The following is a 16,381-nucleotide window of genomic DNA, read 5'->3' as shown; positions in this document are numbered from 1 at the left end:
ATAAATTACTATTAAATAAAAATTAGAAGTCAAAGTAATTTTCTTAAAATTTCTACCATTCTAAAAACATCTTCAAAACTGTTATACATTGGAACTGGTGCACAACGAATAACATCTGGTTCGCGCCAATCGGTAATTATATTTTCATTTATTAATTTTTCGTGTAATTTCTTATCTGCATTTTTTACTTGAATAGAAAGTTGACACCCTCGTTCTTTTGGATTTTTAGGAGTAATCACCTTAATTCTATCTGTTTTAATTTCATTTATTAAAAACTCAAAGTAACCTGTTAATCTTTCTGACTTAGACCGTAGAGCATCCATTCCTATTTCGTCAAACATATCTATAGAAGCTCGTATAGCAGCCATTGATAATATTGGAGGATTACTTAATTGCCAGCCTTCAGCACCAGGCATAACATCAAAAGGTTGGCGCATATTAAAACGAGTATCTTTGTTATGATTCCACCATCCAGCGAAGCGAGGTAAATTTTTATTATATGCATGTCTTTCATGGACAAATAGCCCTGCTAAACTTCCAGGACCAGAATTTAAATACTTATAAGTGCACCAAGCTGCAAAGTCAATTCCACTTTCATGAAGTTTTGGTAAAACATTTCCCACTCCATGAGCCAAATCAATCCCTATAATACAATTACGACGATGACCTATCTCTGCTATTCGTTTTAAATCTAAATATTGCCCGGTATAATAATTTACTCCTCCAACTAATATTAAAGCTATTTCTTCCCCCTCATTTTCAATAATTTCTTCAAGATCTTCAATCTTTAATAACTCTTCTCCTTCTCTAGGGTTCCACTCAACAAGGCCATCTTCTATATTGTAACCATGAAAATTCAATTGTGACTCTACAGCATACCTATCAGACGGAAAGGCATCTGATTCAATTACTATTTTGTACTTCTCTTTCGTTGGTCTGTAAAAAGAAACCATCAGTAAATGCAGATTAGTAGTTAACGTATTCATAACAACTACTTCTTTAGGCTTTGCTCCAACAATCTTCGCCATACCCTCGGTAAGGAATTCATGATATGGTAACCAAGGAGTTTTCCCTTCAAAATGCCCTTCTACACCAAACTTAGCCCAATCATCAAGCTCTTGTTGAATGTATTTTTGTGTTCTCTTAGGTTGCAACCCTAAAGAGTTTCCTGTAAAATAAAGCCATTCATTACCGTGCTTATCTTTTGGAATATGAAATTCTTTTCTAAGATAAGAAAGTGGGTCGTTCTTATCTTGTTGTAGAGCATATTCTAGCGTGTTTTGATGCATGCTTATCTATTTTAAAATTAGATAGATTATTTAAATAAAATTTAATTTTTATTAAAATTCGTTTCACTATTTAAAACGGTGTTTTATAAAATTAACTATTTTTTTATATATTAGCAAGTAAAAAGAAAGAATTAACCTTGGAATCAACTGATAATGACAAAAAATTAAATCTATCTATTATCAAAGCTTTTGAATTATTAAATGCTTTCACAGTAGAAAAAAATACATGGGGAGTTAGAGAACTTGCGCAAAAAACAGGGTACAACAAAAGTACGGTTTATAGAATATTAAATACCTTGTCAGTACTTAATGTTATTCATCAAAACTCAAATGACAAATATAGCTTAGGCAGTAAATTATTTGAACTAGGTAATAGGGTTTCTATTTATAAATCAATCCGCAAACTCTCCAATGATTCGATTAAAAAAACCGCGCTTGAAATTCAAGAAACAGTTCTATTAAGCATCATAAAAGACAATCAAGTTTTTCATATCAATAAAGCAGATAGTTTACATGGTTTAAAAATGAACACATCAATTGGGGCATACCAACCTATTTATGCAACAGCGTCAGGCAAACTTTTATTTTCTTTTTTAGACGAGGATGAAAAAGAAAATATCATAAACAATACTGATTTAAAAAAATATACTAAAAACACAATAACATCTAGAAATGAACTATTAAAAGAGCTGGAGAAGATTAAAAATCAAGGTTTTGCTTTAGACATTGAAGAACTAGAACCAGGGCTTATTTGTATTGCCATCCCTGTTAAAAATAAAAATGGAAACATTATTGCTTCTCTAAGTGCCTCAGGACCTTTAAGTAGGTTTAGAATGAAAAACATTACCAAATACATTGGTATTCTAAATAAGGAAATAAAAAATATAGAGAAAGCTTTTTATGATTTTGAAAACCTTTCTTAAAACTTCACCTTTTGAACATAAATTTATTGAGCTATAAACACACTTTCTTCGATTTTAAGTTATAGATTTAAGTAAGACAACTTCTTTTCTTTATGTTAATATAAATATTTACTTTCTAAGTAAAGAAAAATGGCCTTCATATTTATAACTATTATCTAGCTTATCTGTTAGACTCATAAAAAACCAATAATCGTCACTTGGCATTCTTTTTCCTTTTAATTTTCCGTCCCACCCTAATCCAAAAACAGAGTCATTATACATAACGTTTCCTAGCCTATCAACTACTGTTATTTCTCCTCTTTTATATAAAGCTTGATCTAAACCTTTAACTACCCAAATATCATTCTCTCCATCATTATTTGGAGTAAAAAACCTAGGCAGTCTTAATATATTAAAATCAATTTCAGCATTAGGCTGACAACCATTAACGTCTCTAATAATCAACTTATATTTCCCTGAATCTAAATTTTCAAACTCTGAATTCAGTTGAAATGGACGTTGCACTCCCTCCTCACTTTTGATACTAAATTCATAATTTCCAACTCCTATATTTTCTCTTTTTACAATAACTTTATATTCATTTAATGTACTTGTTAAGTCATCATAAATAAGAATATCGTTTTTATTAACAGTTGGACTTCCTGACAAACCCACTACTACATATTTAACACGATTACAACCTGTTAAAGCATTAGTTACAGTCAATTCATACTCACCTGCGTCAGAAATCATTAATTGTTTATTAACACCTAGTACAGATGACATACCTTTATGCCTCCATTTATAAGTGTAATTTAGACTGTCATTCACTATATCAGATTTTAATGTCACAAAAGAATTTTGACATAAAAAAGCTGGCGCGGTAATTGTAAAATCAGGTAATGGATTTACAGTTAATGTCACATGATGCCCTAACCCTAAACAATCATTATTTATTTTACTATCAACTCTAACATAAATCTTTTGTTGGTATGGAGAATTTACATTTCGATAACTTGAAATATTCTTAATTACATTAACCTCTGATAAAGCATCTGATTGATTCTCATAATAACTTATAATTACTTGTTGATTTATATTCTCAAACATACGTTTTATTTCTCCATCAACAGAACTAAAATCAAATAACGACACCCCATTTAAATTATCATTTTCAATATCATCACAGCTCTCAAACTCTCTCAAGAAATTATCTGGTATATTAGTTGTTGATACCCTAAGTATGATCTCCTTAATTTTAAAGCATCCTTTTTCATTTTCTATACGACTCCAAATATTAGTAGTTGACGGTATGCTATTTTTATAAGCCATCGTGTTAATAATTTGACTCACATTATTCTGTGCATTTACTAGACTTTCATAAAATGTTATACTCTCATTCTCATGGTTTGTGGAAATTTTACTTTTTGCCTCCTCTAAATTGAAAAAAGTTATGGCATCAATATCATCATCACATTGAACTAGTTCAACAGTGTTTGACAACTTTGGAGTAGGCACCGTCACTAATTTAACTTTTGAGATGTTACTACAAAAGCTATTAGTTTTATTTACAACACGCACATAAATTTCTTGCTCATTTTGAGTAGCATTAGTATAGCTATTACTTAGAGACCTCTCATTATTTCTGGCGTCTACCTCAGTAAGGTGATAAGAAAAATTATAATCACTAGGGCTACCAGAAACCAAAACGGTGGCATTTATATCACTCAAACTAAAATTAACAAAACCATCATTATCTTGGTCACAGACTTCCAAACTTGTTTCCTGAATATTTGCTCCGTTTAGAACTTTAAGGTTGAAATTAGATATGGTGTAACAACCTGTTATACTATTTTCTAATCTTACATAAATTTTTTGGTCATTTGAGGAATTAACAAAGCTACTTGGATTTGAAATTGGATTAGCTCCTGTATTAGCATCTGTATTATTAGCATAATAATTAATCGTTACATTACCCTGATTACCAATCACAAAATTATTTTTTGTCAAATCAAATACTGCTATCAAGTCATCAAAAGGAGCCTTATTATCACACTCTTCGAGGTCTATTGTCGATCCAGAAGGAATCTCTACCTGTGGAGCGTCGTTAAACTCAGCTGTTCCAGTCCAATCAATTGTAAAGTTACTGCTTCCAATCGGCCTATCAATAACGATAAAATATCGTTCTCCAGCTTTAACATCAATTGAAGACACAAAACTATCTCCATTAGCACCTGGTCCCTCTGAACTATCATTAGCTGCAAGAGACATCCCTGTGTGATTATTAGATAATCTTGCTGCCGCAGGGTTTGTTGTTGAGCACCGTATGGCCTGACCTAAATTTGTACAACTAGCATTAGGACCAAAAACAAAAAAATCAAAATCTTCATTTATATCCGTTGATTTTGGTTTAAGTGTAAAAGCTAATTTACCCCCATTTTTAATAGTTACATCAAACCACAAACTATTATGCTCTTGACTGGCACAAGAATTTGTTCCAAGTAACTCTTGTATTCCTGGTCCAGAAACTTCAATATTATTAAAACCTTCATTTCCGCAAACTATTAAGGGCATACTACAATCATTCTGACCCCACAAAGCTCTAGTTGTAATTATAAAAATAAACAGTAAATAGCTATTTTTCATATTTTCTTTTGAACTGATTAGTATAAAACTCTAAATCTAATCGTTCCTTCAACTTTTTTAAGATCACTTATAACTTCTTGATTATACTTTTTATTAACATCTGTAATAACATAACCAACTTTTTCATCAGTTGACAAATACTGTCCAATAATATTTAATTCAAATTTAGCTAGGACTTTATTTATTTTAGCCATCACCCCTGGAACATTTTTATGAATATGCAAAAACCTATGCGCATCTTTATGCTTTGGCAGTCTAATATTTGGAAAATTTACGGCATCAACTGTGTTTCCGGAGTTAATATATGCCATAATTTTACTAGGTACAAAATCTGCAATGTCTCTTTGGGCTTCTTCTGTACTTCCTCCAACATGAGGAGTTAAAATGACGTTATCTAAACCTTTTAATTTTGTATAAAAATTACCATTTTTTCTTGGCTCTTCAGGATATACATCAACAGCTGCTCCGGCTAGCTTCCCTGATTCAAGAGCCTCTACTAAAGCCTCTATATCAACCACAAAGCCTCTTGACAAATTAACTAAGTGAGCCCCATTTTTCATCTGAGCTATTTCTTCCCTACCTATAAAATTTTTATTATTAGAATTATCGTCAATATGAAGGGTAACAACATCCGAGATGTTCAATAATTCTTTAAGTGAATTTATTTTAGTAGCATTTCCCAGAGCCAATTTATCTTCTACATCATAATAATAAACATCCATACCGAGTGCTTCTGCCAAAACTGATAATTGCTTACCTATATTTCCATAACCGACAATTCCTATTTTTTTTCCTCTAACTTCTTTTGAACCCTGTGCTGTTTTATTCCATTGTCCATTATGTATCTCTGTACTTCTTTGAAACACACTTCTCATAAGCATAATAATCTCGCCAATAGCTAATTCAACCACTGAACGTGTGTTACTGTAAGGAGCATTAAAAACAGTGATCCCTTTTTCTTTACATGATTCAAGATCAATTTGCTTTGTTCCAATACAAAATGCAGAAACAACCATTAATTTTTCTGCTGCCTCAATGACTTTCTTGGTCACTTGGGTCTTTGATCGAATACCTAAAACATGTACCTCTTTAATTCTTTCAATCAATTCATTTTCGGATAAACTTTTTGATTCAGTTTCTACTGAAAATCCATCTTCTATTAGTCTTTTTTTTGCATCCTCATGAATATTCTCAAGCAGAAGTATTTTAATTCTATTTTTCGGATATGATATATTTCTTGGCAAATCGTTTATAAATAAAAATTCGTCTAAATTTGGAGTAACATGGTCTGCTTTTGCAATCGTTTTGTTTCTTAAAACATTTTCTGTATATGCAAAAAACTTATCAGCCACTCCTGCTTCTTTGGTTACATAATCGCTATAACCATCTCCAATTACTTGTATTTCTCCTTTAAGGTTTAAATCTTTCAAGCATTTTATTTTTCCATTATGCTTTGACAAAACATTATCTCTATCAAAACCTACAATGGTTCCATCATCTCCAAACTCAAAAGTATTTGCATATACTCTTTCTCCTGGTATGTTATACTCCTTAACAATAGGTTCTATAAACTCCTTAAAACCAGCTGAAATAACATAGATATTATCAGAATAGCTTTCAAAAAATTCTTTATTCCTCTCAATAGATTTTGACACTTTCTTTCTTAACTCCTTTATTAAAAGCTCTAAATCTGACTTTTTTGCGTTTAATAACTTAATTCTTCGCTCTAATGATTCAGTAAATGAAATTTCTCCATCAACGCCAAGATTAGTCAAATTTACAATCCCTTCAATTATTTCGTCTTTTTTAGGGTTATTCGCTAAGGTAATCTCTGCTAAAACATCTAAAGCCTCGACCCTAGTTAAAGTGCTGTCAAAATCAAATATATAATTTCGTTTCGTAGCGTTCAATGTATTCATCTTTTAGTATATATTGTGTTGTGATGTGCAAATTACAAAGGTTCTGACAAAAAAGTATCACAAAACGATAACATTTTTAAAATCGCTTTTTTTTACTTAAAAAAATTTATTATTTTGTTTTCTAACCTTTTAAACTGTAAGTATTATAAACCAAATTATAGGAATTGCTTCAACTATGAAAGAGCTATAAAAAAACGATTGTTTTTCTGAAGCTCTCATTAAAAGAACAAGAGTAGTTATAAAAACAACAAAAAAACATTTCAAAAATTTTGGATCATTTGAAATAATTAACTCTAACACTAAACACAATATAAGAACTAGCAAACCAACTCTTTTTGTAGCTCTCAATCCAATTTTTTGCGGTAAGGTACGTAATGAAGCGGCATCGTAATTCATGTCTCTAATATCAAAGGGGAGTACAAATACAAAAATCAATAAAAATCTTTGGGCAGTCATCAATATTAAAGTGCCTTTATTTTCAATATTTATTCCATAATCATATATAGGTAAAACAACGGTTAAACTACTCCATACTAGTGCTACAATGAGTATTTTTAGATAAGAAATACTTCGAAGATTTTTACGAAACCCCTCTATGAAAGGAACAGCATATAAAACAGTTATAATACCTAAAGGAATGATAAAAAGAATTGTTTTTAAATTTAGCTGCAACAAATAATAACAAAAAAAGAGAAGACAACAGAAAGAGAAAAACTGAATTTGTTTTAAGTTTTTAATAGAGCCGCTGTAATGCAACTTGGAAACTTCAAAATACTTGATGAAGTTATATGCTATAATGGTACCAAAAAAAAGAAAATTACTCAATTCTTCCTTTTGAGTAAAACCCCAATATACATAAGTGATATTCAGTAAACAATACACAGATAATGCTACATGTATACTAGAATTAATGTAAAACCTTAAGGCTATTTTTAAATAATTCATACAGCAAAAATAAAGCTTCAAATAACAACTAAGATAATAGTTTACAAATAATCAATTTACAATTAAAAAGATAGAGAAGAAATCACGAATTTTCGTTATTTTTGAAACACCAAAAACAGACAGCACAAATGAACACAAATTCATTTCAATTAAGACATATTGGTCCTAATGAAAAGGATCAAGAAAAAATGTTAAAAGTTATAGGTATTGCCTCTCTAGAAACTCTTATTGACGAGACAATTCCTGATGATATTCGTTTAAATACTGACCTCAACTTAGCACCTGCTTTAAGTGAATACGAATATCTAAATCATATTAACGAACTCGCTCAAAAAAACAAAGTCTTTAAAAGTTACATTGGCCTTGGGTATCATGAAGCTATCTTGCCTAGTGTAATTCAAAGAAATATACTAGAAAACCCTAGTTGGTATACTGCTTACACACCATACCAAGCTGAAATTGCTCAAGGAAGACTTGAAGCCTTACTAAACTTTCAAACATTAGTTTGTGATCTTACTGGTATGGAATTAGCTAACGCCTCTTTATTAGACGAAAGTACAGCAGCAGCTGAGGCTATGACACTTCTTTTCGATGTAAGAGAAAGAAGTAAAAAGAAATCGGGAGCGAATAAATTTTTTGTGTCAAATGAAATTTTACCTCAAACACTATCTGTTTTAAAAACGAGAGCTGTTCCTATTGGTATTGAATTAGTTATTGGTAATCATGAGGAGTTTGATTTTTCCAACGATTTCTTTGGAGCACTTATTCAATACCCTGGAAAATATGGTCAAATTTTTGATTATTCGGATTTTATTAATTCCGCAAACTCAAACAATATAAAAGTTGCTGTTGCTGCGGACATACTATCGCTAGTAAAATTAGAAGCTCCAGGAAAATTGGGTGCTGATGTTGTAGTTGGAACTACGCAACGCTTTGGAATCCCGCTAGGTTATGGAGGTCCACATGCAGCCTATTTTGCCACAAAAGAGGCCTATAAAAGAAGTATTCCTGGTAGGATTATAGGCGTCACTAAAGATAAAAATGGTAACCGTGCCTTGAGAATGGCTCTTCAAACTCGCGAACAACATATTAAAAGGGAAAAAGCAACTTCTAATATTTGTACAGCACAGGTATTACTTGCCGTTATGGCTGGGATGTATGCTGTGTATCATGGTAAAGAGGGACTTCAATACATTGCTGAAAGGGTACATAATGCCACAACCACTTTAGCCTCTGCGCTAGACAGACTTGGATTTAAACAAAAGAACACATCATATTTTGATACACTACTTATTGAAGTTGAAACTAAACAACTAAAAGAAGTTGCCGAAAAAAAAGGAATCAATTTTAATTATATTGATGACAATAACATTTCTATTTCAATCAATGAAACGGTTGGATTGAAAGAAATAAATGACATTATTGATTGTTTCGAACAAGCTTTCAATATTAAAGACATCGATGTTAAGGAATTCATTTCTAACGATGTTATACCAAAAGAAATTCAAAGAAAAACAACCTTCTTAACGAATGAAGTTTTTAATAAGTATCATTCAGAAACCGAAATGATGCGATATATTAAAAAACTTGAGCGCAAAGATTTGGCTTTAAATCATTCTATGATCTCATTAGGTTCTTGTACCATGAAATTGAACGCTGCCTCTGAAATGCTTCCGCTTAGCAATCCAAATTGGGGTAATATCCACCCATTTGTTCCTATTGAGCAGGCTAAAGGTTACCAAGAAGTTTTAAAAACTTTAGAAACCCAATTAAATAGCATCACTGGTTTTGCTGGAACTTCTTTGCAACCTAACTCAGGTGCTCAAGGAGAATTTACTGGACTGATGGTTATTAGAGCTTATCATCAGGCAAATGGAAATGGAAACAGAAATATCTGTTTAATTCCTTCATCTGCTCATGGAACTAATCCAGCTTCAGCAGTTATGGCAGGAATGAAAGTTATTGTTACGAAAACAGACGAAAATGGCAATATTGATATTGATGATTTACGTTTAAAGGCAGAACAGCACAAAGACAATTTAGCTGCTCTAATGGTAACTTATCCATCTACACATGGAGTATATGAAAAGTCCATCAGAGAGATTACACAAATAATTCACACAAATGGTGGACAAGTCTACATGGATGGAGCCAATATGAATGCGCAAGTTGGACTCACTAATCCAGCAACCATTGGCGCCGACGTTTGCCATTTAAATTTACATAAAACTTTTGCTATTCCTCATGGCGGTGGTGGTCCTGGTGTAGGGCCTATTTGCGTAGCTCCACAACTAGTACCTTTTTTACCTACAAATCCTGTAGTTAATACCGGAGGAGAGAAGCCAATCTCTGCAATTTCAGCAGCTCCATGGGGATCTGCTTTAGCTTGCTTAATCTCATATGGATATATAAAAATGTTAGGAGGTGAAGGATTAACCAATTCTACAAAATATGCCATCTTAAACGCTAATTACATGAAAGAACGCTTACATGGGCATTTTGACACACTTTACACGGGTGAAATGGGTAGGGCAGCACACGAAATGATTCTTGACTGTAGAGCTTTTAAACAAAACGGAATTGAAGTAGTTGACATCGCTAAAAGATTAATGGACTATGGATTTCATGCTCCAACAGTTTCATTTCCTGTAGCTGGAACGATTATGGTTGAACCTACCGAAAGTGAAAGTCTTGAAGAATTAGATCGCTTCTGTGATGCCTTAATATCTATAAGAAAAGAAATCGATAGCTCAACATCAAGCGATACAAACAACTTATTAAAAAATGCTCCTCATACACAAGAGATGCTAACTTCAGATGAATGGGACTTACCCTATTCAAGAAAAGAAGCTGCATTTCCATTGGACTACATCAGCGAAAATAAATTTTGGCCTTCAGTCAGACGTGTAGATGATGCTTATGGCGATCGAAATTTAATATGTTCATGCAACCCTATTGAGGATTACATCGAAGCTTAAATAATAAATAAGCCTTAAATTAAATAAAAAAAGAGTAACAATATTGTTACTCTTTTTTTATTTAATGCATTTCCCATTCAACCTTAAAAACAGACCACTAAACGAGGGAACACTATCGGTAAAAGAAAATACTTCAAACAGAATTTCTCTTAACCTACCTTCGTCGTGATTTAACCATAACCCCAAAACTATTAACTCAAAAATCGATTTAGAATAAAAAAATGAAAAATTAAAGCTTACTGCTAAAAAACCAATCTTAATTTATACTTTAATGAGAAATTGTACTCTGTTGCTACTTATGTTAGTAGTAATCTCTAGTTGCTCAGATGAGTTGGCATCCCTTTCAGGATCTATATCTTCTGATCAAAACCAAATTTTAGAAACAGTCAATGTTTCGACAGCCATAAAGTCCCCTATTCAATCAAGAGACTATTCCTTTTATAGTCAAGGAAAAACGGGAATTTTTGAAAATCCAAAAAACACGAAACAATTTAGCGGTTTTGTTTCCTTAAAATATACTGATAATAATTCAGCTACCTATAAAAACACAGACATAGAAGTTACTTGGAAAAGCAGTATTGATGGAATTCTTTTTAGAGGCTCACCAGATGTTGATTTTGAAAGTAACATCTCAAAAAAGTTGAGTGTAGGAGTTCATACTATTTACTTTGAAGCCTTTTTAAAAGATAAAAAAATCATATCAAAAGATTCTATAACACTTTCTAACACTATTCAGTTAATAGCAAAAAATACGAGCCGATCAGTAAAATTAAATTGGACAAAATATGAGGGTAATGACTTTATTTCATATCAGATTTTCAGCGAAAAATTTGAACCAATAGCAGAAATAAATGATATAAACACCTTAAAATTAGAGTATAAAAATTTCGAATCTTTCATTGATGAAAAAAATTATCAAATTATCGTTAAAACAAAAAAACTCACAAAGCATATCGTCGGTAGTAATATTGAAAGAGCACATCCTGGAGAATTCATAGTATTTCCATATTATATTAGAAAAATTATTAAAGACCCAAATAGACCGCAATTATATGCACTAATCGGACACCCAAATTACGAATCTGACAATTATGGACTTGTTATAATTAATCAAACAAAAGACACTTTTCATATTTCTTCTCACATATTAAAGCAATCATTTTTTACTGATCTTGAAGTCTCTAAAAATAGTAGCACCCTGTTTTTATCTGAAAATAAAAAAATAATAAAACTTAACTTAGACAATCTTCAACCCTCTACTTTAATGACTTCTAATGATAATTGGAATATCAATAAAATAAGGCTTGGCTCTGGTGGAAAATTACTTTATTATAGTAATTCAAATAGCAGACCAGGATCAAAATTCACAATATTAGACAACAATACAGGCTCGCTTATAATGGAGTCAATTGTAAGTCCATTAACATTTTCAGACATCATTTACAATTCAAAAAGTAATACGATTTACGCAGGAAAAAACAATTCTTACAATAGCCAATTATACCCTTATTCTTACAATAACAATTTAATTAAACTAATTGAACAACCTTTGAGCAAGTCAATAAAACCTGATGAATCTCCTGAGCTTTTCTTTTCAACTGATAATCAAAATATTTTTTGGAAGAATTATCAGTTAAATGGCGATCTTAACATATTAAGAACTTTTGATACCCCTGTTAGAGCTTGCAGTCCTTCAAACAGGTTCTTAGCAAACTATGATAAAGTTTTTGATTACCATGGTTTGTTCACCCATTTCGAATTTCCAAGTTTTCTTAAAGCTGACCCTGACCTTAAAACACTTTTGATTTTTCCCGATGATAATAATGTGATTTATTGTAACGTTAAACAGTCGAATTGGAAAAATAGCGAAGATAAATATTACAAAGCTCAATCATTTATATTTAATTTTAGAATAGGCAAATCAAATATTTAAAACAAAAATATTTCTCGAAACATTTTTATTGAGTGAATTATGCGTACCTTATAAATAACTGATATTGTTCCAGAAGTTTCATTCTCATGAGAAGGCTTTTATTTATAACTACATGTTTATTAATATTTGGAAATGCGTTTAGTCAAATTGGAAGACAAAAGACAACCATTTATAAAGGAGATATTTATTTTTATGGTGGCATAGCAATTTCATCTGAAAACAGAAATTTAAGTAGCATAAATAGATATCCCGAAAGCAAAATATTTGGGTACAATATAGCTACAAAATTAGGCTATTTTATACATGATAATTTATCTATTGGTATTGGAATGCGTATAACCCATAATAATAGTGAAAATTTTAATGGTAATAATACCACCTATAGCAGTGAATACAATTCGGAAAGCTTATTTTTATTCGTCAAAAAACTTTTAACTGTAAATAATAGGTTTTTACTCTCTGTTCAAACCGAATTAATCGATACCAATGTTTCTCAAAAAACAAAAAACAATAATGAACAACAAAATAACTCAAATACTTCATACATTAAGTCTAATATTTTTGAAATAGGATTAAGACCTGGGATTTCTTTATTTATATCCGAAAATATTGCTTTTGAAGCTAGTTTTGGTTTTTTAAGTTTTTATTCTGTTGCTACAGTTTCAAGTGATCTAAACAAAGAAACATTATCAAGCAACATAAACTTTAACTTTAATTCTGAAAACTTAATCTTTGGTTTAGCTATTTTTCTATGAAAAAAACTCTCATATAACCCATAAAAAATTATTTTAAACATTCATATACCGCAAACTTTTCATTCTGATTTAAAATTTGAACTTTAGAAAAAATTTTAATTAAGTGTGTTTTATAATTTAAGTGTTTATTTGCCACAACGACAAACCTTCCTCCATTCTTTAAACAGGAAAAAACCATTTTAAATAATGAGAGGCTAACTTCTATGTTATTTTCATGTTCAAAATGAAAAGGTGGATTGGAAATAATAATATCAAAATTACTTCCCTTTAGACTTTCAATAGTATCTGCATAAATAAAATTGGATTTTATATTTACTGCATTGATCTTTGAAGATGCTATAGCCAGCGAAAAATCATCTACAAATGTAATAATGGTATCTGGATTTTGATCAGCAATAACGCACCCGATAACACCATTCCCACATGCCAAATCAAGAACATTTATTTCATTTTTTCTAAGCGATAAGTGCTTTAATAAAAACTGTGTCCCTAAGTCAATTCCACTAGATGAAAAAACACCGTAATATTGAAAAAACTGCTTTTCTTTAAATAAAATCGAATTCATCATTTTTTTTGAAAGAATTTCCTTCTTAGGAGATTTGAGAATCATCAAGCGTGCTTTTTTCCATGCTTTGGTTTGCTCTACTATATTAAAATACAAGCTAGCAATAGTTACCATCTTTTTTGTAAAATATTTTGTCATAAAACAGCATATCACCTCCGTATTTTCATTTGCATCTTTACATATATTATGTAAAAACAACTCAAAAAGCTCTAAAGACTTAGGAATCTTAATCAATGCAAGATCAATATCTATATATTTATCCAAAGGGTTCACAAAATTCGGATCAAAATTAAGAGAATTTAAATCCATATTTTTAAGTATTGCCTTTTGCTGGCTTGCATAAGTAACAACAGTTTTAATATCGCGCTGTTTTAAAACGCAGTTCCATACTCCAAAGCGATCATTAAATGTATAAACTTTTTGAGAAGGATAATCCTTTATATATTCAAGTAACATTAACTCCGCATTACTCCAAGCTCGTAAACTAGCGTCGTTTGTTTTCGGATAACGTTCTAAAATAACTTCCTCTTGATAAATTTCTAAAACCAATGATTTTTTTAATTAATATTGAATTAAAGTTTTGTTTTTAATTGTAATATATATCTTCGTAATTTATGATTTCCTTCCCTTCAACTCTCTTAAAAATATTTTTGGATTCTATACTAGAGATAGAATCTTTACCCATTGCGGCAACCATCTCTTTAACAGCTACAATTGTTTTTTCATGATAATTTTTAACTCTTTGATTTTTATCATATACAACAAGAGCTTCAACCAAGTCTTCGTCTTGTGTAGCTACACCAACAGGGCACGTATCCAAATTACACTCACGAGCCTGAATACATCCTAAACTTAACATAAAACTCCTAGCCATTCCTATAACATCAGCTCCAAGTGCCAAATATTTAACCACATCAAAAGCATCAACAGCCTTCCCACTTGCAATAATTTTAACTTGATCTCTTAAATTATACTTTATCAATGTTTTATGTATAAAAACAAGACCATCAATTAATGGCGTTCCTATATAATTTGTAAACTCTAAAGGAGCAGAACCTGTACCGCCTTCCCCTCCATCAACTGCAATAAAATCAGGATAATTATTAAAATCGGAAAACTGTTTAATCATTGTTTCTATTTCTTCTGTATCACCAACACAAAGTTTAATCCCAACAGGCTTTCCATTACTAAGATCACGTACCTTTTGTATGAAACATATCATTTCTTCAAAATTCGAGAAAGAAGAATGAATCGGAGGTGAATCTACCCTTGTAAAAGGTTCAACCGATCTAATTTCCGCTATTTCTTCTGTATTTTTTTTTGCTGGTAAAATACCTCCATGCCCAGGCTTTGCCCCCTGTGAGAATTTTATTTCAATCATCTTCACTTCGGGTCTGACTGCATTATTTTTAAAAATTTCTTCATCAAAAACTCTAATACCTCCCTCTGTTTTACCCGCACCAAAATACCCTGTTCCTATTTGAAATATTAAGTCTCCTCCTTGTAGATGGTATGGAGAGATCCCTCCTTCTCCTGTATTATGTGCAAATCCTCCCATTTTTGCTCCTTGATTTAACGCCATAATAGCATTTTTACTTAAGGATCCAAATGACATTGCCGAAATATTAATTATAGATGCATTGTATTTATGAATGCATTTATCCGACCCTATCAAAACACGTTCTCCTTTTATATTTTTATAGTTGTCAGGAAACAATGAATGCTTAATAAATTCATATCCTTTTCCGTAAACATTGTGTTGAGTTCCAAATGGCACTGTCTCTATTTCTTTTTTTGACCTTTGATATACAATACTTCTTTTCTCTCGGTTGATTGGCGTTCCATTTAAATCATCTTCTATAAAGTATTGTTGAATTTTTTCTCTTTCTTCTTCAAAAACCCAGCGAAGTCTAGCTATAATCGGAAATGATCTCATTAACGAATGTTTTTTTTGAATAAAGGCATCAAAAAGTGCTAAAAGTGTTAAGCAGGTTGAGATAATTAATAATATAAAACTTCCCGTTTCTGGTTTAAAAAAAGTCAATACTGCACTCAAAGCATTAATTATAAGCACAATAGCTAAAATGGTATCTCTCATAATAACAGGTTACAAAATCTAAAAATACTAAGTTCTATTACACAAAAAAAGCCCTGATTAACTCAGAGCTTTGATTTTGTGTAAAATCCAAATTACTTTTTGAATTTAGCATATTTGTTTTTGAACTTATCAATACGACCAGCTGTATCTACTAATTTAGATTTACCAGTATAAAATGGATGAGAAGTTCTTGAAATTTCTAATTTGATTAAAGGGTATTCTACGCCTTCAACTTCCAAAGTTTCTTTTGTATTAGCAGTAGATTTTGTAATGAATACATCTCCGTTTGACATATCTTTAAATGCAACGAGCCTATAATTTTCTGGATGTATACCTTTTTTCATTTTTTTG

Annotated in this window: 11 protein-coding genes; 4 read left to right on the top strand and 7 right to left on the bottom strand. The window is 31.1% G+C overall.

What is annotated here, in order from left to right; genetic code table 11:
- Positions 1–29: 29 nt before the first annotated feature.
- On the bottom strand, positions 30–1,289 hold the full coding sequence (gene kynU, locus ACSIGE_RS13770) for a kynureninase (RefSeq protein WP_440880449.1): 1,260 nt from the start codon (positions 1,287–1,289) through the stop codon (positions 30–32).
- Between the two features lie 137 nt (positions 1,290–1,426).
- Between kynU and ACSIGE_RS13765 the strand changes: the two genes are divergently transcribed.
- Complete coding sequence (locus ACSIGE_RS13765; protein ID WP_440880448.1) at positions 1,427–2,212, top strand: IclR family transcriptional regulator; 786 nt, start codon at positions 1,427–1,429, stop codon at positions 2,210–2,212.
- A 108-nt stretch (positions 2,213–2,320) separates the two neighbouring features.
- On the opposite strand, the gene ACSIGE_RS13760 is transcribed toward ACSIGE_RS13765, so the two are convergent.
- The 3 genes from ACSIGE_RS13760 to ACSIGE_RS13750 all read right to left on the bottom strand — a co-directional run bounded on the left by ACSIGE_RS13760 (position 2,321) and on the right by ACSIGE_RS13750 (position 7,701).
- Positions 2,321–4,765 (bottom strand): T9SS type B sorting domain-containing protein, encoded by a 2,445-nt coding sequence (locus ACSIGE_RS13760; protein ID WP_440880447.1) that lies wholly within the window; start codon positions 4,763–4,765, stop codon positions 2,321–2,323.
- A gap of 89 nt (positions 4,766–4,854) precedes the next feature.
- Entirely contained in the window at positions 4,855–6,747 is a 1,893-nt protein-coding gene (gene serA / locus ACSIGE_RS13755; RefSeq protein ID WP_440882222.1) for a phosphoglycerate dehydrogenase, read from the bottom strand.
- A gap of 138 nt (positions 6,748–6,885) precedes the next feature.
- Positions 6,886–7,701, bottom strand: a complete 816-nt coding sequence (locus ACSIGE_RS13750) for a hypothetical protein (RefSeq protein ID WP_440880446.1) — start codon at positions 7,699–7,701, stop codon at positions 6,886–6,888.
- A 128-nt stretch (positions 7,702–7,829) separates the two neighbouring features.
- Between ACSIGE_RS13750 and gcvP the strand changes: the two genes are divergently transcribed.
- The 3 genes from gcvP to ACSIGE_RS13735 all read left to right on the top strand — a co-directional run bounded on the left by gcvP (position 7,830) and on the right by ACSIGE_RS13735 (position 13,367).
- Entirely contained in the window at positions 7,830–10,679 is a 2,850-nt protein-coding gene (gene gcvP / locus ACSIGE_RS13745) for an aminomethyl-transferring glycine dehydrogenase (protein ID WP_440880445.1), read from the top strand.
- A gap of 298 nt (positions 10,680–10,977) precedes the next feature.
- Entirely contained in the window at positions 10,978–12,612 is a 1,635-nt protein-coding gene (locus ACSIGE_RS13740) for a hypothetical protein (RefSeq protein WP_440880444.1), read from the top strand.
- 86 nt (positions 12,613–12,698) lie between these two features.
- A complete protein-coding gene (locus tag ACSIGE_RS13735; RefSeq protein WP_440880443.1) occupies positions 12,699–13,367 on the top strand; it encodes a hypothetical protein in 669 nt (222 codons plus the stop codon).
- Between the two features lie 28 nt (positions 13,368–13,395).
- Here the strand turns inward: ACSIGE_RS13735 and ACSIGE_RS13730 are convergent, their stop codons facing one another.
- The 3 genes from ACSIGE_RS13730 to ACSIGE_RS13720 all read right to left on the bottom strand — a co-directional run bounded on the left by ACSIGE_RS13730 (position 13,396) and on the right by ACSIGE_RS13720 (position 16,374).
- Complete coding sequence (locus ACSIGE_RS13730; RefSeq protein WP_440880442.1) at positions 13,396–14,481, bottom strand: class I SAM-dependent methyltransferase; 1,086 nt, start codon at positions 14,479–14,481, stop codon at positions 13,396–13,398.
- 37 nt (positions 14,482–14,518) lie between these two features.
- The gene (locus ACSIGE_RS13725) at positions 14,519–16,030 is read right to left on the bottom strand and encodes an FMN-binding glutamate synthase family protein (RefSeq protein WP_440880441.1); all 1,512 of its coding nucleotides are present in this window, start codon (positions 16,028–16,030) and stop codon (positions 14,519–14,521) included.
- 92 nt (positions 16,031–16,122) lie between these two features.
- Complete coding sequence (locus tag ACSIGE_RS13720; protein WP_440880440.1) at positions 16,123–16,374, bottom strand: type B 50S ribosomal protein L31; 252 nt, start codon at positions 16,372–16,374, stop codon at positions 16,123–16,125.
- Between the last annotated feature and the right edge of the window lie 7 nt (positions 16,375–16,381).

Source organism: Tenacibaculum profundi (assembly GCF_052050075.1).
Lineage (GTDB): Bacteria > Bacteroidota > Bacteroidia > Flavobacteriales > Flavobacteriaceae > Polaribacter.
This window is presented reverse-complemented; position numbering and strand designations above follow the sequence as displayed.